Source organism: Streptomyces albiflavescens (assembly GCF_014645835.1).
Taxonomy (GTDB): domain Bacteria; phylum Actinomycetota; class Actinomycetes; order Streptomycetales; family Streptomycetaceae; genus Streptomyces; species Streptomyces albiflavescens.
The window spans coordinates 433381-452014 of record NZ_BMMM01000005.1; the positions used below are offsets into that span (position 1 = coordinate 433381).

At 69.8% G+C, this 18634-nt stretch carries 18 protein-coding genes and 4 pseudogenes; 7 read left to right on the top strand and 15 right to left on the bottom strand.

The window, feature by feature from the left end:
- The first annotated feature begins 79 nt into the window (after positions 1 to 79).
- The 3 genes from IEY95_RS17165 to IEY95_RS17175 all read left to right on the top strand — a co-directional run bounded on the left by IEY95_RS17165 (position 80) and on the right by IEY95_RS17175 (position 3853).
- Positions 80 to 775: a response regulator transcription factor gene (locus IEY95_RS17165; RefSeq protein WP_189186876.1), complete on the top strand. Its 696-nt coding sequence runs from the start codon at positions 80 to 82 to the stop codon at positions 773 to 775.
- On the top strand, positions 768 to 1847 hold the full coding sequence (locus IEY95_RS17170; protein WP_189186877.1) for a sensor histidine kinase: 1080 nt from the start codon (positions 768 to 770) through the stop codon (positions 1845 to 1847). The genes IEY95_RS17165 and IEY95_RS17170 overlap by 8 nt, the downstream gene beginning before the upstream one ends.
- 437 nt (positions 1848 to 2284) lie before the next feature.
- Positions 2285 to 3853, top strand: coding sequence for a glycosyltransferase family 39 protein (locus IEY95_RS17175; RefSeq protein ID WP_189186878.1), 1569 nt, complete (start codon positions 2285 to 2287; stop codon positions 3851 to 3853).
- Here the strand turns inward: IEY95_RS17175 and IEY95_RS17180 are convergent.
- A pseudogene (locus tag IEY95_RS17180) lies at positions 3753 to 4117 on the bottom strand (helix-hairpin-helix domain-containing protein); the annotation flags it as partial. The gene IEY95_RS17175 and the pseudogene IEY95_RS17180 overlap by 101 nt on opposite strands.
- Positions 4118 to 4202: 85 nt before the next feature.
- On the opposite strand from IEY95_RS17180, the gene IEY95_RS17185 reads away from it, so the two are divergent.
- The gene (locus tag IEY95_RS17185) at positions 4203 to 4586 is read left to right on the top strand and encodes a VOC family protein (RefSeq protein ID WP_189186879.1); all 384 of its coding nucleotides are present in this window, start codon (positions 4203 to 4205) and stop codon (positions 4584 to 4586) included.
- A 63-nt stretch (positions 4587 to 4649) separates the two neighbouring features.
- Here the strand turns inward: IEY95_RS17185 and IEY95_RS49060 are convergent.
- Positions 4650 to 4771: pseudogene (locus tag IEY95_RS49060) on the bottom strand (plasmid stabilization protein); the annotation flags it as partial.
- A gap of 238 nt (positions 4772 to 5009) precedes the next feature.
- On the bottom strand, positions 5010 to 6290 hold the full coding sequence (locus IEY95_RS17190) for an MFS transporter (RefSeq protein ID WP_189186880.1): 1281 nt from the start codon (positions 6288 to 6290) through the stop codon (positions 5010 to 5012).
- Between the two features lie 133 nt (positions 6291 to 6423).
- Here IEY95_RS17190 and IEY95_RS17195 point away from each other — a divergent pair, with 133 nt between their 5' ends.
- Complete coding sequence (locus IEY95_RS17195) at positions 6424 to 7359, top strand: LysR family transcriptional regulator (RefSeq protein WP_189186881.1); 936 nt, start codon at positions 6424 to 6426, stop codon at positions 7357 to 7359.
- Positions 7360 to 7626: 267 nt separating this feature from the next.
- Here the strand turns inward: IEY95_RS17195 and IEY95_RS17200 are convergent, their stop codons facing one another.
- From IEY95_RS17200 to IEY95_RS17250, 12 genes and pseudogenes are all read right to left on the bottom strand, one after another.
- Positions 7627 to 7905 (bottom strand): hypothetical protein, encoded by a 279-nt coding sequence (locus tag IEY95_RS17200; protein WP_229703044.1) that lies wholly within the window; start codon positions 7903 to 7905, stop codon positions 7627 to 7629.
- Between the two features lie 303 nt (positions 7906 to 8208).
- Positions 8209 to 8868, bottom strand: a complete 660-nt coding sequence (locus IEY95_RS17205; protein WP_189186882.1) for a DUF1707 SHOCT-like domain-containing protein — start codon at positions 8866 to 8868, stop codon at positions 8209 to 8211.
- Between the two features lie 147 nt (positions 8869 to 9015).
- Entirely contained in the window at positions 9016 to 9507 is a 492-nt protein-coding gene (locus IEY95_RS17210) for a transposase (RefSeq protein WP_189186883.1), read from the bottom strand.
- Between the two features lie 283 nt (positions 9508 to 9790).
- The gene (gene mshA, locus IEY95_RS17215; RefSeq protein ID WP_189186957.1) at positions 9791 to 11116 is read right to left on the bottom strand and encodes a D-inositol-3-phosphate glycosyltransferase; all 1326 of its coding nucleotides are present in this window, start codon (positions 11114 to 11116) and stop codon (positions 9791 to 9793) included.
- Between the two features lie 56 nt (positions 11117 to 11172).
- Positions 11173 to 12033, bottom strand: a complete 861-nt coding sequence (fdhD, locus tag IEY95_RS17220) for a formate dehydrogenase accessory sulfurtransferase FdhD (protein ID WP_189186884.1) — start codon at positions 12031 to 12033, stop codon at positions 11173 to 11175.
- A 53-nt stretch (positions 12034 to 12086) separates the two neighbouring features.
- Positions 12087 to 12766: pseudogene (locus tag IEY95_RS17225) on the bottom strand (GTP 3',8-cyclase MoaA family protein); the annotation flags it as partial.
- Positions 12767 to 12825: 59 nt separating this feature from the next.
- Positions 12826 to 14208 carry an L-serine ammonia-lyase gene (locus IEY95_RS17230; RefSeq protein WP_189186885.1) on the bottom strand — a complete coding sequence of 461 codons (1383 nt, stop codon included), beginning with the start codon at positions 14206 to 14208 and terminating at the stop codon, positions 12826 to 12828.
- A 68-nt stretch (positions 14209 to 14276) separates the two neighbouring features.
- Positions 14277 to 15533, bottom strand: a complete 1257-nt coding sequence (glyA, locus tag IEY95_RS17235; protein ID WP_189186886.1) for a serine hydroxymethyltransferase — start codon at positions 15531 to 15533, stop codon at positions 14277 to 14279.
- Complete coding sequence (gcvH, locus tag IEY95_RS17240; RefSeq protein ID WP_189186887.1) at positions 15530 to 15919, bottom strand: glycine cleavage system protein GcvH; 390 nt, start codon at positions 15917 to 15919, stop codon at positions 15530 to 15532. The genes glyA and gcvH overlap by 4 nt, the downstream gene beginning before the upstream one ends.
- Before the next feature lie 47 nt (positions 15920 to 15966).
- A complete protein-coding gene (locus IEY95_RS49065) occupies positions 15967 to 16215 on the bottom strand; it encodes an oxidoreductase C-terminal domain-containing protein (RefSeq protein ID WP_229703046.1) in 249 nt (82 codons plus the stop codon).
- Positions 16216 to 16315: 100 nt separating this feature from the next.
- Positions 16316 to 16435 (bottom strand): annotated as a pseudogene (locus IEY95_RS50710) (NAD(P)/FAD-dependent oxidoreductase); the annotation flags it as partial.
- A 170-nt stretch (positions 16436 to 16605) separates the two neighbouring features.
- Entirely contained in the window at positions 16606 to 16764 is a 159-nt protein-coding gene (locus tag IEY95_RS17250) for a hypothetical protein (RefSeq protein WP_189186888.1), read from the bottom strand.
- 89 nt (positions 16765 to 16853) lie between these two features.
- On the opposite strand from IEY95_RS17250, the gene purU reads away from it, so the two are divergent.
- Entirely contained in the window at positions 16854 to 17726 is an 873-nt protein-coding gene (gene purU / locus IEY95_RS17255) for a formyltetrahydrofolate deformylase (protein WP_189186889.1), read from the top strand.
- A gap of 158 nt (positions 17727 to 17884) precedes the next feature.
- On the top strand, positions 17885 to 18631 hold the full coding sequence (locus IEY95_RS17260) for an IclR family transcriptional regulator (protein WP_189186958.1): 747 nt from the start codon (positions 17885 to 17887) through the stop codon (positions 18629 to 18631).
- Positions 18632 to 18634 lie beyond the last annotated feature (3 nt).

The window sequence follows — 18634 nt, forward strand, 5'->3', positions numbered from 1 at the left end:
TGTGCACATGTCTTTGCATATGTCTTTGCATATGCCTTTGCATACGTCGGCGATATGTAGTGCTGCTTAGGCTTCAGACATGCGCGTACTGATCGTGGAGGACGAGCCCTACCTGGCCGAAGCCGTCCGTGACGGTCTGCGGCTGGAGGGGATCGCCGCCGACATCGCCGGCGACGGCGACTCCGCCCTGGAACTGCTCAGCGTCAACTCCTACGACCTCGCAGTCCTCGACCGCGACATCCCCGGCCCCTCCGGCGACGAGGTCGCCCGGCGCATCGTAGCCTCCGGCAGTGGCATCCCGATCCTCATGCTCACCGCTGCCGACCGGATCGACGACAAGGCTTCCGGGTTCGAGCTCGGCGCCGACGACTACCTCACCAAACCGTTCGAGCTGCGGGAGCTCGTCCTGCGGCTGAGGGCGCTCGACCGCAGACGCGCGTACGCCCGGCCCCCGGTCCGCGAGATCGCGGGCCTGCGCCTCGACCCCTTCCGCCGGGAGGTCTTCCGCGACGGACGCTACGTCGCGCTCACCCGCAAACAGTTCGCCGTGCTCGAAGTCCTCGTCGCCGCCGAAGGCGGTGTCGTCAGCACCGAAGAGCTACTGGAGCGGGCCTGGGACGCGAACACCGACCCCTTCACCAACGCCGCCCGCATCACCGTCTCCGCACTGCGCAAACGGCTCGGCGAACCATGGATCATCGCCACGGTGCCAGGTGTCGGCTACCGCATCGACACCGGCCCCGACACCACCCGCCCCGGCAGCAGGCATGCATAGACGACCGGGGCTCAGCGCCCGACTGAAACTCACCCTCAGCTACGCCGGGTTCCTCGCCGTCGCCGGCGCTCTCCTGCTGGCCGTGGTGTGGGTGTTCCTGCTGCGCTACGTACCCGACAACTCCCAGGGCCTTCTGGGTATCTCGCCCAACCGCTACCTCCTTGTGCGCACCTTCGCCCCCGCCGCGGCCGTGGCGATGGTCTTCCTGCTCGTGTTCGGCCTCGTCGGGGGGTGGATCCTCGCCGGCCGGATGCTCGCACCGCTCACACAGATCACGACCGCGGCACGGACGGCCGGGAACGGATCGCTGTCCCACCGGATTCGCATGGAAGGCCGCCAGGACGAATTCCGTGAACTCGCCGACGTGTTCGACACCATGCTCGAACAACTCGAGTCGCACGTCGCCGAACAGCAGAGGTTCGCCGCGAACGCCTCCCACGAACTGCGCACCCCGCTGGCCATCTCGCGGACGCTCCTCGACGTCGCCCGCAAGGACCCCACGCGGGACCGGGGCGAACTCATCGAACGCCTACACGCTGTCAATACGCGCGCGATCGACCTCACCGAGGCCCTCCTGCTGCTCAGCCGCAGCGACCGCGGAAACTTCACCCCCCAGAGCGTCGACCTCTCCCTCATCGCCGAAGAAGCCGCCGAAACGCTGCTTCCCCTCGCCGAACAGCGCCGGATCACGCTCGACCTCACCGGCGGGGCGGCCCAGACCAGCGGTTCCGCGGAGCTCCTGCTGCGGATGGTGACGAACCTCGTCCAGAACGCCATCGTCCACAACCTCCCCGCCGGCGGCACCGTGACGGTCCACACCGAAGCACAGCACGACACCAGCGTGCTGCGGGTCGAGAACACGGGCCATCCAGTGCCACCGGAACTGGTACCGACCCTCACCGAACCCTTCCAGCGCGGAACGGAACGGGTACGCACCGACGAACACGCCGGCGTCGGCCTCGGCCTGGCCATCGTGCACAGCATCGTCCGCGCCCACGGCGGGACGCTCGACTTCGTCCCCCGCCCCGCCGGCGGTCTCCTCATCACGGTCCGGCTTCCCGGCACACCGTAGGCGTCGTCCCCGAGCGGGGCACACTAGATCGTTGACTGGAAGTTCGGTGCAGGCCAGGGTGACCCGTGGCAGCGATTGGTCAGCGGAGCTTCGAGAGGCTTTTGGGTTCGTTCCACAGTTACGGAACAGCCTGAACGATCTCGTGCATGGGCGCCCGGCGGGCCGCCTTCGACCAGGTCGGGCTGCTGCGGCGCTGTCTCGATGAGGCTCGCTGTTGATATCCCCCTGCAGTTCCCGGTCGGCCTGGCACCTGAGGACTACGTCCACCGGCCGTATCCGGGGCCGCCGTCGTTCCTACGGCGGGCCCGCTTGGTCGTCATCGCAGGTGACGACCTCGATCCCTTCCGCCGCCTAACGTCCTGCAAGTGATCAGGATCGTCCGGCGACTGCCTGGCGTTCTGCTCAACTCCTCCTTCACGTCGATCCAGGAACTTGTCATGCCCAAAAACTCAATCGGTGCTGCCGGTCCGGCAGCCCTCACCCTTCTCCTTGGCCTGTGGGGGATCAGGCGCGAGAACAGCATGTGGCGCGACGAGGCGGCAACGTGGCAGGTGGCCCACAGGACCGTTCCCGAAATCTGGCACATGCTGGACCGGATCGATGTCGTCCACGGCCTCTACTACCTGTTCATGCACGGTATTTTCGCCGTCTTCGGTGACAGCCTCCTCGCTCTACGACTGCCCTCCGTCCTGGCCATGGCCGGCGCTGCCACCCTGATCACTCTCCTGGGCACCCGACTGGCCGACGGGTACACGGGCCTGGCCGCGGGCCTGGCTTTCGCCCTGATCCCCGCCGTCCAGCAGCACGCGCAGGAAGGACGCCCCTACGCACTGGTCGCGGCCTGCGTCGCCCTCGCCTGCCGGCTGTTGGTCGAGGCAGTCGACAGCCCGGGCGCCGGCCACTGGTTTGCGTACAGCATGGCTGTTCTGGCAGGCGCACTGTTCAACTGGTTCTCGCTCCTTGTGCTGTTCGCACACGCAGTGACGATTGCCCTCGCCCGCCCGCCCAGAGGGACCGTCCTGCGCTGGGCAGTCGCCTCGTCCGCCGCCGTGATCGGCACGCTGCCCCTCGTCATGGCCAGTACGGCGCAGTCGGGGCAGGTCGCCTGGATCCCTCCGATCAGCCAGAGCACCCTGTTCGGCCTCTTATCAACACTGCTTGCGGGCGCACTCTGCGCATGGCTCGCACGTCCGAGCCGCGAGCACCGCACGCCCAACGGCACTCGGCTCTCGCTCACCGTGCTTGCCCTGCCCCTGCTTGTCCTTCCTCCACTCCTGCTGCTCGCCGTCTCCCTGGCCCATCCCGTCTACCTCTCCCGCTACGTCCTCTTCAGCTATCTCGGGCTCGCCCTCCTCATCGGCGCGGCGCTCCGCGCACTCGCGTACCGCCTGCACGCGCCGCCTTGCCGACTGATCGTCGCGGTCATGGCTCTCACCTTTCTCGGGCTGCATCCCGTCGAACTGTCACTGCACAGTGCGGCCAGCCGAGTTGATGACGTACTGTCCACGGCCAAGATGGTCGCTGCGGTCCATGAGGCGGGCGACGGGGTGCTGTACATCCCCGCAGCCCGTCGTGACACCGCCCTTGTCTCGCCCGCCGAATTCACCGGGGTCCACGACCTGGCGCTGGTCCGCGGCCCGCTGGAATCGGGCACCTTGAACGGCGTGGAGGGCACTCCACAGCAGATAGCGGACGCCATGCTGGCCGTACACCGCATCGTCGTCGTCAGCGACGAGAGCGCGCCATCCGCCCCCACACATCGCGACCGGGCCAAACAGCGCGTCCTGCAGGCGTACTTCGTCCGCTGCTCCGAATCCGACGAGCACGGCCGCCGGGTCACGGTGTACCAGCGCCGCAGCACTCGGCACGACGAATTCGGGCCGCCCGACGCCGGGCCGTCGCTTCCCGAAGAGAGATCGGCGGCGACGGGCGGGCGCGCTGCCACGGGTCCTGCAGGCCGGTGTAGGGCTGGCCGGCCACCATACGGGCGACCTCGTCCGTGCTGATGCCCTTGACCGTGGACAGGGCCGGCCGGACTCCGAACCCCTGCGGCGTCTCCTCCACACTGTGCTGCGGCCGTGAGTGATTGACGTCGACGGGCAGCACGGGTACGTCGTGGCGGCGCGCGTCGGCGACGATGACCCGGCGCGGTCACATCCGGGGTCGTGTTCCAGCAGCCCCGCATACAGCACGGCGGGGTGATGGGCTTTCAAGAAGGCGGACTGGAGGGCGGGGACAGCGAAGGCGACCGCGTGGGCGCGGCAGAAACCTTCTCCGAACTAAGCTTTGGAGTCGATGACTTGACCGCTCCAGCGGCGCGATCAGCTCGCGGGTTGTCTACGTACACTGACGGGCATGGCATGCCGCATCAGTGAACTGGTCATCGACTGCGCCGACCCCGACCGGCTCGCCGCATTCTGGAGCGAGGTCCTCGGCTACGTCGAACTCGGCCGGGAGGAGGACGGAAGCATCGAGATCGGGCCGCCCGGCGCCGGCTTCGGCGGCCCGCAGCCCACCCTCGTCCTCAGCCCCAGCAGCGACCCGCGGACCGGGAGGCTCCGACTGCACATCGACGTCAATGCCACCGACCGCGACCAGGACGCCGAGCTGGAACGGCTGCTCGCCCTCGGTGCCAGGCCCGCCGACGTCGGCCAGACCGGCACCGAGAACTGGCACACCCTGGCCGACCCGGAAGGCAACGAATTCTGCCTCCTGCACACCCGGCTCCAGCCCCTCTGACCACGCGTCCTGGCGCCAAGACGCTCGGCCGTTCGAGTGGGGCCGGGGGTTTGCTCGTCGGTGTCAGCTCCCGAGCTTGCGCTTGCGTCCCGCCTTGTTCATCGACGAGCGGCCGCGGATGTTGCGGCGGCGGGCCTCCGCGTAGAGCTGGTCATAGGTGGGGCGTCGGCACCGGAGTGAGAGCGCTGGTTGTCTGGGCAGAAGGCTTCAGGTATGTGAGGCAAGAGGCTGTGCGCCGTACGTGCCGCACAACTATCCGGGGGCTGTTGAAGCACATTGGGCACGTGAGCCACGATGGGCCGCGCCGTGACCCCCGCCGGCCGCGGCGGAGGCCGTCGCGCTCATCTTCGAGCTGCACGCGGAGGGGGGCCGCTCCGAAGAAGGGCGGCGCAGCCCGGTCGCGGTGAGGGCCGTGGCGGCCCGTCAGGTGCGGTTCGGTGCCGGCTCCGACTCGGGGAGATGTGCTGCCGCGCGGCGGGAGAGCAGCAGCGGGGTCGCCAGCAGGAGCACGCCGGCGAGGCCGATGGCTGTACGCGGGCCGAGCAGGCTGCCCAGCACGCCCCAGACGGCCGTCAGGAGGGCGGTCGAGGCCTTGGTCGTCACCGCCCAGGCGGTCAGCGTGCGGGTGACCTGGTCGGTCGCGGTGCGTTCGAGGCGGTAGGTGGTGTAGACGGGGTTGAAGACCCCGCAGGAGAAGATGAGCCCGAGCTCGACGCCGATGACCAGCAGCAGCCCTCCGGTGCCCGGCCCCAGGAAGGCCAGGCCGATGGGCCAGAGCGCGCGCAGCGTCCCGGCCACGACCAGGACCTGGTGCTGCCCGTACCGGGTGACGAGCGGTCGGGCCAGCCGTGAACCGAGCAGCCCGCCGATCGAGGGCGCGGCGAAGGCGAGGCCGTACTGCCACGGTGTGAACCCGAGTCGGCCGAGCATCAGGACGGCCAGCAGCGGCTGGGCGGCCATCACCAGGCCGTTGAAGAGGGTGGTGTTGAAGAACAGTGGGCGCAGCGTCGCGTCGGCGAGGATGTACCGCCAGCCGTCGAGCAGGTCCCCGGCCCGCATGCGCGCGGCCTCCCGGCGTTCGGGCCGCGGCTCGTGCCCGCCCGTCGCGCGGATGCCCAGGGCCGAGAGCAGGTAGCTGACCGCGTCGGCCACCACCGTCGCCACCGGACCGAGGAGCCCGATCGCGGCGCCGCCCAGCGGCGGTCCGATGATCGTGGTCGTCCAGGCCGTGGACTCGAAGCGGGCGTTGGCGACGAGCAGGTCCTCGGCCGGCAGCAGCGTCTTCAAGTATGCGCCGGAGGCGGCGCGGAAGGTGATGTCGGCCGCCGCGACGACGACCGAGACCAGCAGGAGCTGAAGGAAGGTGAGCACGCCGAGTGCGAACGCGGTGGGGATCGTCAGCAGCGCCGCGAATCGCACCAGGTCCATCGCGATCAGCACCGGCCGCTTGCGGCGGAACTCCACCCACGGGCCGAGCGGCACCGCCGCGGCCGCGCCCACCGCAGACCCCACGGAGGAGAGCGCGGCGACCTCGGCCGGTCCCGCGTGCAGCACCCTGATGGCGATCAGCGGGAACGCGCCGAAGGCGAGCCACGTGCCGAGCGCGCTGGTCCCGTACGCGCCCCAGAGCCACCCGAACCGCCGCCCCAGCCGATGTCCGCGCAGATCTCCGCGCAGATGTCCCAGCCGGTGCCCGCTCCTCATGCCCGACACCCCCCGTAACTCACCCGCACAACCGATCCGCGATCGGAACCATCAAAGCGAGCACCGCAACGAGGGATCAAACAACTGCAGAGCCGTCGGCCACAACCAACAGTTGTGTCCATAGGGTATCGGCATGGACCTCGACACCGTCCGGACCTTCGTCGCCGCCGCCGACGCGGGGCAGTTCCAGGAGGCCGCCGCGGAGCTGGCGGTCACTCAGCAGGCCGTCTCCAAGCGCATCGCCGCGCTGGAGCGCAACCTCGGCGTGCGGCTGTTCACCCGCACCGCGCGCGGCGCCGAGCTCACCATCGACGGGCAGGCGTTCCTGCCCCACGCGCGCGAGCTGCTCCGCGTCGCCGAGCGCGCAGTCGCGTCCGTACGCACCGGCCGCCGTCCGCTGCGCGTCGACGTGATCGCCTCGCGCAGCGCGGCGTCGGGCCTGATGCGCGGATTCCACCGCGCGCACCCCGAGATCGAGCTCGACGTGGTGTGGCTGTTCGACATCGAGACGGCCGTCGCCGCCATCCGGTCCGGTGCGATCGACGCGTCCTTCCGCGCCGTCGCCGTGCCCGGCCGGCCCCTTCCCGAGAACATCGAGTCCGTCCGGGTGCTCGACGAGCAGCTCCAGCTCCTCACCGGCCCCGTCCACGCGCTGGCGGGCGCCCGGTCGGTGACCGTCGCTCAGCTCGCCGGACACCGGATCTGGATGCCCGGCATCGTCCCCGGTACCGAGTGGGCCGCCTACTACGACGACCTCGTCGCCGAGTTCGGCCTCACCATCGAGGCGACCGGCCCCAACTTCGGCTCCGACGCACTCCTCGACACCATCGCCGACACCCCGGCCTTGGCCACCTTCATGGGCGAGCAGACCCGCCTCGTCTGGCCCGCCGACCACGGCCTGCGCCGCATCCCGGTGACCGACCCGACGCCCGTCTACCCGCACTCGCTCCTCTGGCACCGCGACAACCCCCACCCAGCGCTGGCCACCCTCCGCGCCCACCTCGCCGCCAGAGCGGCCGACCACGACGCCGCCGGGACCTGGGCGCCGGGCTGGGTGACTCCGCGCTGAACGCCACCGCGTCTGCGGTCATCCTGGGCGGATCGACGGACGCTTGAGGACGCGCCGCCTGCACGGCCGTGGTGGCCGTGTCGGGGGCGCTGCGGCCGACGGGCTGGGGTTGGACGACCGGGGCTGGTTCGGTCAGGTGGCGTGTTTGGCGACGAAGTCCGCGATGGGACTCATGTCGCGTGACGTCCTGTGAGACAACCGAGGGACCCGAACTGAGGGTGATCGCGCTGGCTGGGCGGCCGGTTGCCTGGTCGTATTCGGTTGCATTCAGCCAGGTTGGAAGAACGCAAGCATTTTCCGGCTGGCGTCGGGCGACGCCAGGATTTCCTGCACGTGCGCGGACTGCCGGCCGGCAATGCAGGTGCGTTCGCACATCTCGCATTCGTATTCTTTGACGGCGGCGGGAAAGTCGTCCGGGTGCGCGGCCAGCGCGAGGCCAAGCGTGACCATGTCCGCCACCGAGACTTCCACCGGCGGCCGGACCGATGTCTGGTTCGCCGGCCGCACGATCTCGACCGGCTGCTCGCCGGAGAGCAAGGTGCTCACCTCCTCGACCGGCTGGGCCGTCGTGGACAGGCCGATCCGCTGTGCCGGTTTGCCAAGCTGCGCGCCCAGCCGGGCAAGAGAACCGACATCCCGCCATTGATTGCCGAAGTCAGTGCTGGCAGCCGGCGAGCGCGAAGGTAGTGGGCGTGCTGGTCGGGGGTGAGGTGTTGTTCGCGCGGTAGCGGGCACGGCGCGGGGCAGCGGTCGCATGGGCAACGACGAAGCCGGTGCCCGCAATGCCCGATCGTCGCCCAGTTTGGGAGACCTCAGCGACCGCCCCGCCGGCAGTTCACAACGATCGAGTCAAGCGTCTACAGAAAGGGACGCGGGCCTGCGCAGCAGCCACTGCCCGAACGTCCGACGCGGGGGCCGCACCACCACGCGGCCGTGGGCCTTCTGACCGACCAGCTCCACTCGCAGAGTGACCGGTGTATCAGGATTCGTCGGAGTCTGACGGTACTTGACCCTGCTGTGTGCCAGCTGCAGACCATCAGTATCGACCACGATGCCCGGCCTCGTGACCAGCGTCAGGGTCTTCCCCGTCATGGCCACGTCGATCCGCAAGGTGTTGTGCGTGATCACTGCATCAGTGAAGTCAAGCGTCACCTCGCAGAACGTCACCGCGAGCTCCAGCCTCCGCGGTACCACCCAGCGCCCTACGCGCTCGACCGCGCCGCTGTGGACCTGTTCGATCCGAACTATGTCCTTGACCTCTGCTCCCGTCACGCCGACCGTAGCCGATACGGGCGGCAGGTCAGCGGTGAGCGGGGTCAGTTCACTCAGAGTCCGCGCCGACAGGGCAGTTTCCAGGCGCTCGTCCAACTCGTCCGCGGTCAGCAGGCCGTCCCCCGCCGCGATACGCAGCACATCCACCACCCGGTCCCGGTCCGCATGAGAGGCTCGCAGCTCGGGCGACGAGCCGGGGCCGGAGCGCTTCCCGGTGGGCGAAATCTCTCCCGACATGCTTCCGTCCTAGTCCTGTCGAACGTCTCTGCGCGACGCAGGTAGCGGCGCGAGTAGGAGACTAACGCTATATCGCGACGTGGATCCCGGCTGGGCCTCATCACGGAAAGGCGATGGTCAGCGTCGATTCACGGCATGCGGCATCCATCATGCCGAGGCCCGGTCGCGACAACAACCGCATCCCAGGGGCCAGTTCACACCGTTCCCCGGGGCCGCTGAACGGCTCTGGCGCAGATCTTGGGGAGCGGTCGCGGAGGGGCACTGAAGCAGGATCATCTTGCGGAGTAGTTCACATCCAACTCGGCCGTATAGCTGTCTCTTGACCCTTTTCATTCTATTGACGGCGCCTTCGGTGCCTCCTGAGTTCCAGGGCAGGGTGAGCCCGGCAGCCACGGCCTCCAGATCGCAGGTCAAGCCGCGGGCGCAGCCGGTGATGCCGGGGGGCTGAACGGTGCGGGCGTCGTTGATCCGGTCTGGCAGCACAGCGCTGGTGCGCAAGGTGCGCATCTGCCCGAAGTCACGCACTGGTTGATGCGCCTTTTCCAGCTCGGGGCAGGCGGCCCGAACGGCCTTGAGCTGAGCGATCTCGCCTTCGGTGAGCGGCAAGAAACCCATGCGCTTGGTCGACGCCAAAACCATCGGTGACGGCCTGGCCTTCCTCACCTACAAGTTCGTCCAAGACCGTCTACGAACGCCACCGGCTGTGGTCGGGTGAGCGAAGAACTCGCCGCTCATGGTCGGCCGGTGGCCCACAGCAACTCGAGGCTCAGGTCGTGGAGTTGGCGATGCGGCTGGAGGCTGAGCGCGAACGGTTGTCACGGCTGGTGATCACGCGGGAGACGGCTGGTGAGCTCCTGGCGAGGACGGTCGGCAGTGATCCGACACCCGTCGCCTGAGCTCGCCCGACTCGTCCACCAGGGCCCTACGCGGAATGGTCACCTGTTGCGGGGATTCGGTGCGGCCCGCGCGCCCACAGGGCCGCCGTGTACACGTCCGCCGTCGCCGCCGCGGCCGTGGCCCAGCCGAAGGACCGGGCATGCCGGACCGCGGCCTCGCTCATCCGGGCGGAGCGGGCCGGGTCGTCGGCGAAACCGTACAACGCCCGTGCGTAGTCAGCCGGATCGTGCCCGGGTACGAGTACGCCGCTCACCCCGTCCCGTACGGCCACCGGCAGGCCACCGACCTCCGCGGCGATCACCGGGGTGCCGCAGGCCTGTGCCTCGACGGCCACCAGACCGAAGGACTCGCTGTGGGACGGCACGACCAGGACGGACGCCGCCCGGTACCAGTCGGCGAGCCGGTCCTGGCCGACCGGCGGCCGGAACAGCACGACGTCGGAGATGCCGAGGCGGGCCGCCAGCTTCTGCAGCCCTTCCGGCTTGGCCAGGCCGCTGCCGCTGGGTCCGCCCACGACCGGCACCACGATCCGCTCACGCAGCCACGGTCGCTCCGCCACCAGCCGGGCCACGGCGCGCAGCAGGACGTCGGGCGCCTTCAGCGGCTGTATCCGGCCCGCGAACAGGAGGATCAGCGCGTCCTGCGCGAGGCCGAGGCGGGACCGGGCCGCGGCCCGACCGGCCTCGACACCCCGGGCGTCGGGGCGGAAGCGCTCCAGGTTGACACCGGGGTGGACGACCGCGACCCGGCCGGTGTCGGCGTCGTAGTGGCGGAGCAGTTCCTCCGCCTCCTTCTCGGTGTTGGCTATCAACCGGTCCGCGGCCCGTACGACTTGGGTCTCGCCGAGCACGCGGGCGGCGGGTTCAGGGGTGTCGCCGTCGGCCAGGTTGGCGTTCTTGACCTTGGCCATGGTGTGCATGGCGTGGACGAGCGGGACGCCCCAGCGCTCGGCGGCGAGGCGGCCGACGTGGCCGGAGAGCCAGTAATGGGAATGGACGAGGTCGTAGTGGCCGGCCCAGGCCTGCGTCACGCCGTGCGTGAAGGCGCAGAGCTGGGCCGGCAGGTCCTCCTTGGCCAGGCCCTCGTAGGGTCCGGCGGCCACGTGCCGTACGAGGACGCCGGGCGCGAGTTCGACGCTGGGCGGGAGTGCGGCGGAGGTGGCCCGGGTGAAGATCTCCACCTCGATGTCCATGGCGGCAAGCCGCTTGGCCAGCTCGACGATGTAGACGTTCATGCCGCCCGCGTTGCCGGTTCCGGGCTGGTGCAGCGGAGAGGTGTGCACGCTGAGCATGGCGACGCGGCGGGGGCGGCGACGGGCGCCAGGTGGCCGCGACCAGGGCGGAGCGACCAGTGTGCTGCCGGGGGTGCGGCTGTGCCGAAGCTCTTCGAGCTGGGTCCTGTACTGGCTCACCTCGCCGGTCCCCCGGGCATGGCTCCGGCACACAGGTCGAGGCGCTGCTCGCCCGCGTACACGTTCATGGAGCCGCCGCGCAGGAAGCCGACGAGCGTGAGCCCCGTCTCCGCCGCCAGGTCCACGGCGAGGGAGGACGGCGCCGAGACCGCCGCCAGCACGGGGATGCCCGCCATGACCGCCTTCTGCACCAGCTCGAAGGAGGCCCGCCCCGACACGAGCAGGATGGCCCGGGACAGCGGCAGTTGGCCGTTGCGCAGCGCGCGGCCGATCAGTTTGTCGACGGCGTTGTGCCGGCCGACGTCCTCGCGCAGGTCGAGCAGTTCGCCCTCCCGCGAGAACAGCCCGGCGGCATGCAGTCCACCGGTGCGGTCGAACACCCGCTGCGCGGCCCGGAGCCGGTCGGGCAGGGCGGCCAGCAGCTCCGGGGTGAACCGGACCGGGGGTGCGTCGGCGATCGGCCAGCGCGCCGTGGTCCGTACGGCGTCCAGGCTGGCCTTGCCGCACAGCCCGCACGACGACGTGGTGTACACGTTCCGTTCGAGGGTGATGTCGGGCAGCGGTACACCGAGGGCGAGCTGTACGTCGACGACGTTGTATGTGTTCGAGCCGTCCTGCGTGGCGCCCGCGCAGTACACGATGTTCGCCACGTCCTCGGCCCGGCTCACGACGCCCTCGCTCACCAGGAATCCGGCGGCGAGCGCGAAGTCGTCCCCGGGCGTGCGCATGGTGATGGCCAGCGGTTTGCCGCCGAGCCGGATCTCCAGTGGCTCCTCCGCCACCAGGGTGTCCGGGCGCGTGCTCGGCGCACCGTCCCGGATGCGCAGCACGCGCCGTCGCTCGGTGACCCGTCCCATGGCCTCACTCCCAGTTCTGTCGGTGGACGTCGTTCCCCCTGCGGGCTCGGGCGTCAGCCCCCGATGGCCGACATCGGCCGGTCGGGCTGCCGGAAGGACGGCTCGTCGAGTCCGGAGCCGGCCTTCTTCTCCCACATCGCGTGCTTCCACGACCCCGCGATCTCCTCGTCCGGCCCCCGGAGCGCAGCGTTGCGGGCAGGTCGGACTCCTCCCGGGCGAACAGGCACGTGCGCACCTGGCCGTCGGCGGTGAGCCGGGTGCGGTCGCAGGCGCCGCAGAACGGGCGGGGGACGGAGGCGATGACGCCGACCCGGGCCGGGCCGCCGTGGAGGATCCAGCGCTCGGCGGGCGCGGAGCCACGTGCCTCGTCCGGCTCCCGGGTGAGCGTGAAGCGGGTACGCAGACTCTCCGGGCCGTGCCCGGCGGTGATCACGCCGTCGCGCTTCCAGCCGTGCTGGGCGTCGAGCGGCATCTGCTCGATGAACCGGCGTGCATAGTCGTTCTCCAGGACCCAGGCGAGCAGTTCGGGTGCCTCGTCGTCATGGAAGCCGGGCATCAGGACGGTGTTGACCTTCACCGGGGTGAGCCCGGCGGCGCCGGCCGCCGCCGGGCCCTCCACCACCTCGTGGTGGCGGTCACGCCGGGTCAGGGCCCTGAAGACGCCAGAGCGCAGGGTGTCCAGCGAGACGTTGACCCGGTCGGTGAGCGAGACCCGCAGGTCGGTGGCGACGCGACCGTAGGTGTCGATGAGCATGGCTGCGGCCCCTTCTCCTGCTCCGTCCGCCTCCGTTTTCAGCACTCGATGACGTTGACGGCGAGGCCGCCGCGGGCGGTCTCCTTGTACTTGACCTTCATGTCGGCGCCGGTCTCCTTCATGGTCTTGATGACCTTGTCGAGGGACACGTGGTGGCGGCCGTCGCCGCGCAGGGCCATCCGGGCGGCGGTGACGGCCTTGACCGCGGCCATGCCGTTGCGTTCGATGCAGGGGATCTGGACGAGGCCGCCGACCGGGTCGCAGGTCAGGCCGAGGTTGTGTTCCATGCCGATCTCGGCGGCGTTCTCGACCTGTTCGGGGCTGCCGCCCAGGACCTCGGCGAGGGCGCCGGCGGCCATCGAGCAGGCGGAGCCGACCTCGCCCTGGCAGCCGACCTCGGCGCCGGAGATGGACGCGTTCTCCTTGAAGAGCATGCCGATGGCGCCTGCGGCGAGCAGGAAGCGGACCACTCCGTCCTCGTCGGCTCCCGGCACGAAGGTGAGGTAGTAGCGCAGGACGGCGGGAATGATGCCCGCGGCTCCGTTGGTCGGCGCGGTGACGACCCGGCCGCCCGCGGCGTTCTCCTCGTTCACGGCCATCGCGTAGAGAGTCACCCACTCCATGGCGCGGCCCGCCGGGTCTCCCTCGCCGCGCAGGGCCCGGGCCGCCGCCGCGGCCCGGCGCCGGACCTTCAGACCGCCGGGGAGGATGCCCTCACGGCCCAGTCCTTGTGCGACGCAGGCCTCCATGACGCGCCAGATCTCCAGCAGGCCCGCGCGGATCTCCTCCTCGGTGCGCCATGCCTTCTCGTTCTCCAGCATCAGCGCGGAGATCGACAGACCGGTCTCCTTCGTGAGGCGCAGCAGCTCGTCGCCGGTGCTGAACGGGTGGGCCGGCACGGTGTCGTCGGGCTTGATACGGTCCGCGCCGACCGCGTCCTCGTCGACCACGAAGCCGCCGCCCACGGAGTAGTACGTCTTCTCCAGCAGCGGCACGCCGTCGGCGTCGTACGCGAAGAGGATCATGCCGTTGGCGTGGTAGGGCAGCGAGCGCCGACGGTGCAGGACCAACTGGGTCGAGGCGTCGAAGTCGATCTCGTGGGCCGGACCTATCTCGGCACCGAGGAGGCGGATGCGGCCGGTGCTGCGGATCCGCTCGACGTCCAGGTCGGCCTGGGCGACGTCGACCGTGTGCGGCTCGTTGCCCTCCAGGCCGAGCAGCACCGCCTTGGGGGTGCCGTGGCCGTGGCCGGTGGCGCCGAGGGAGCCGAACAGCTCCGCCCGTACCGCGGCGGTCTGGGCGAGCGCGCCATCCTGCTTCAGCCTGGCGACGAACATCCCGGCGGCTCGCATCGGGCCGACGGTGTGCGAGCTGGAGGGGCCGATGCCTATGGAGAACAGGTCGAAGACGCTGATTGCCACGCCATACTCCGTGGGATTGAAGGGGTGTGCCGAGCAGTCGCGGGCACACCCCTGCGGGAGGTTGTCGGTTACAGGCCGGGATAAAGCGGGTGCTTGTCTGCAAGTGCCTTCACCCGGGCCTTGAGCGCTTCGGCGTCGTACGACGGCTTCAGCGCCGCGGCGATGACGTCCGCGACCTCGGCGAAGTCCTCGGCCGTGAAGCCGCGGGTGGCCAGGGCCGGTGTGCCGATCCGCAGACCTGACGTCACCATCGGCGGGCGCGGGTCGTTCGGGACGGCGTTGCGGTTGACCGTGATGCCGACCTCGTGGAGACGGTCCTCGGCCTGCCGGCCGTCCAACTCGGACTCGCGCAGGTCGACGAGGATGAGGTGTACGTCGGTGCCGCCGGAGAGCACGTTGACCCCCGCCTCGCGAGCGTCCGCGGCCGTCAGACGCTCGGCGAGGATCCGCGCACCGTCCACCGTACGACGCTGGCGCTCCTTGAAGTCCTCGGAGGCGGCGACCTTGAAGGAGACCGCCTTCGCCGCGATCACGTGCTCCAGGGGACCGCCCTGGAAGCCCGGGAATACGGAGGAGTTGAGCTTCTTCGCGAAGTCCTTCCTGGCAAGGATGATGCCGCCGCGCGGCCCGCCCAGCGTCTTGTGGGTCGTGGAGGTGACCACGTCCGCGTACTCGACCGGGTTCGGGTGCAGACCCGCCGCGACCAGGCCCGCGAAGTGCGCCATGTCGACCCACAGGTATGCCTCGACCTCGTCCGCGATCCGGCGGAACTCGGCGAAGTCCAACTGCCGCGGGTACGCCGACCAGCCCGCGATGATCACCTTCGGCCGGTGCTCCTTGGCGAGCCGCTCGACCTCGGCCATGTCGACCAGGCCGGCGTCGTCCACGTGGTACGCGACCACGTTGAACTGCTTGCCCGAGAAGTTGATCTTCATGCCGTGGGTCAGGTGACCGCCGTGGGCCAGGTCCAGCCCGAGGATGGTGTCGCCGGGCTGGGCCAGCGCGAACAGGGCCGCCTGGTTGGCGGAGGCGCCGGAGTGGGGCTGCACATTGGCGTACTCGGCGCCGAACAGCTCCTTGACCCGGTCGATCGCGATCTGCTCGGCGACGTCGACGTGCTCGCAGCCGCCGTAGTAGCGACGGCCCGGGTAGCCCTCGGCGTACTTGTTGGTGAGGACCGAACCCTGCGCCTCCATCACCGCGACCGGCGCGAAGTTCTCCGAGGCGATCATCTCCAGGGTGGACTGCTGGCGCACCAGCTCGGCGTCGACCGCCGCGGCGACCTCGGGGTCGAGCTCGTGCAGGGGCTGGTTGAGCAGGGTCATCGGCGGTCTCCTTGGGTGTGGGCACAGTGGGCGGCATAGGCATCGGCGGACAGCGCGCCGGCGATGTTCTCGACGCGTAGCCGGAACAGCCAGCCGCCGGTGTAGGGAGCGGCGTTGACGACGCCGGGGTCGTCGGCCAGCGCGGTGTTGACTTCCAGAACCCGGCCCGAGGCGGGGGCGTACAGGCCGCTGACGGCGGTGAGCGACTCGATCTGTCCGCAGCTCTCCCCCGCCTCGACCCAGGATCCGACCTCGGGCAGGCGGAGGTTGACGACGTCGCCGAGGGCCTTCGCCGCGAACGCGGTGATGCCGACGGTGGCATTGCCCTCGTCCACGACCAGCCACTCGTGGTCCCAGGTGTACCGCAGGTGCCGCGGAATGCTCATGACGGTCTCCCTTGTGGACTTCAGCGGCAGGGCACTCAGCGGGCCACTCATGAGACGGCGGCCGCTGCGGGGACCAGGGTGCGGCGGAGCCGGTTGAAGAACTTCGGCTGATTGAGGGAGAGCACGGCGACGGGGGTGCCCTCGCGCCGGTAGACCGCCGTGAAGGAACGGCTGTCGATGTCGCCCTCGACGACTTCGGGCTCGGCACCGGGAGCGACATGTCCGGCGACCTGGATGCGTACCTCGTACTGGTCGGACCAGAAGTACGGCGCGGTGAGCGGCGCCGGGGCCGGCACACCGCACGTCCCGGTCCTCGTACTCGGCCTTGTCGCCGAGCGCCAGCGCGTCGGCGTCCAGGTCCCCCCTGAGGAAGTCCTTGGACAGCGGCGGACGGTCATAGGGGGTGCGGCGTTCCTCTCCCACGACGACGATCTCGCCGTCGGGGCCCTCTGCGCGCAGCGCGCGGACCGTGCTCAGGCCTGCCAGCGACGCTCCGACGACGGTGATGCTCCTCATGCGGGCTCCAGAAGGGAGGTGTCTCACATGACACAACGATAGTCGCTATACGCAACATGCTTTCTGCGCGGTGCGGGGATTGTCAAGGGAGCCGTCGCACATCAATTTCCGATGACGCTCAATGTTGCGCATTTCGCAACCAAGCCTGAGCGAGACTCACACGTTCGCGGTTACGGCGTCGGCTCGTCCCACTGATCCAGCAGGAGGTCACCCAGCACCTCGGGGCCGTCCTTCCGGCTGACGGAGCAGCGGCTGCCGGAGGTTTCCGACGCGGCGCGGGCGGCCGCCGAGAAGATCTCGGAGCGCCTGGGCCACTTCCGACGGATCACCCCTTGACCGCGCGGTCACACCCCATGAAGCATGTTGCGTATTGCTCACTGAGTTGCGCAGTTTGCATCACTCGACGACGGAGGAAGACATGTCTCCTCGACCGAAGCCCGGCCGCGAGTTCGTGCTCACCCTTTCGTGCCCCGACCAGGCCGGTCTCGTCCACGCCGTGACCACCTACCTGGTGGGCCACTGCGGCAACATCCTGGAGAGCCGGCAGTTCGACGACCGGCAGCAGGACCGCTTCTTCATGCGGGTGCACTTCGACGTCTCGGATCCCGGCATCTCACTGGAGGACCTGCGCACCGGCTTCAGCCCCGTCAGCCGGGCGTACGGGATCAGCTGGCAACTGCACGACGCCTCGACCCCGACGCGCACGCTGATCATGGTCTCGAAGTTCGGCCACTGCCTGAACGACCTGCTCTTCCGCAAGTCCACGGGCGCGCTCAACATCGAGATCCCGGCGATCGTCTCCAACCACCGCGACTTCGAGCCACTGGCGCAGAGCTACGGCATCCCCTTCCACCACATCCCGGTGACCAAGGACACCAAGGCCCAGGCCGAGGCGCGACTGCTGGAGCTCGTGAGCGAGTTGGACGTCGACCTGGTGGTACTGGCCCGCTACATGCAGATCCTCTCCGACGACCTGTGCAAGCAGCTCGACGGCCGGGCCATCAACATCCACCACTCGTTCCTGCCGAGCTTCAAGGGGGCCCGGCCCTACGTCCAGGCACACCAGCGCGGCGTGAAGCTGGTCGGGGCCACGGCTCACTACGTCACGTCCGACCTGGACGAAGGCCCGATCGTCGAGCAGGACGTCGTCCGCGTGGACCACTCGCCCGACCCCGACGAGCTGGTCACCATCGGCCGCGACGTCGAGGCGCAGGTGCTCGCCCGCGCCGTCGAGTGGCACAGCGAAAGCCGGGTGCTGGTGAACGGGAACTGCACCGTGGTCTTCCGCTGACCGGGCGGGCCGTGCGACCATGCGGGCGGCCGGATCCAGCCATCCCCGCCGCCTTCCGCGGCCCCTGCGGGCCCCTCGGACACCTTGAGTATAGTTGCGCCATGAGCAACCACACGGCTGAGGACGCAACAGCAACAGCAGGTCCCGCGGTGAACGGGGTGCAGTCCGTCGACCGTGCCGTCAGCGTCCTGGAGATCCTCGCCCAGCGCGGCGAGGCCGGGGTCAGCGAGGTGGCCGCCGAGATCGACGTCCACAAGTCCACGGCGTTCCGCCTGCTCGGAGCGCTGGAGGCACGCGGCCTGGTCGAGCAGACGGCCGAGCGGGGCAAGTACCGGCTGGGCTTCGGGATCGTACGCCTGGCCGGCGCGGTCACGGGCCGCCTCGACATCACCCAGCAGGGTCGGCCGGTGTGCGAGCGCCTCAGTGAGGAGATCGGCGAGACGGTCAACATCGCGGTCCTTCAGGAGCACTACGCGGTCAACCTCTACCAGGTCCGCGGCCCGGGCGCGGTCGGCACCCACAACTGGGTCGGGCAGCTCACCCCGGTGTACGCCACGTCGAGCGGCAAGATCCTGCTGGCACACCTGCCGGCGAAGGAGTGCGCCGACGTGCTCGCGGCGTCCGGGATGCAGCAGCTGACGCCGCGCACCCTGACAGCCAGAGCCAAGCTGGAGAAGCACCTCGCCGAGGCGCGCGAGCGCGGCTACGCGGTGACCCTGGAGGAACTGGAGATCGGACTGCACGCCATCGCGGCCCCGATCCGCTCCCGCGACGGCGAGGTCGTCGCCGCGCTCAGCGCCTCCGGCCCCGGGTACCGCTTCACCGAGGGACGCATCCACGAGCTCGCGCCCGTGCTGATCAGTGGCGCGGAGGAGATCAGCCGCCGGATGGGCTATCTCGGCTGAGGC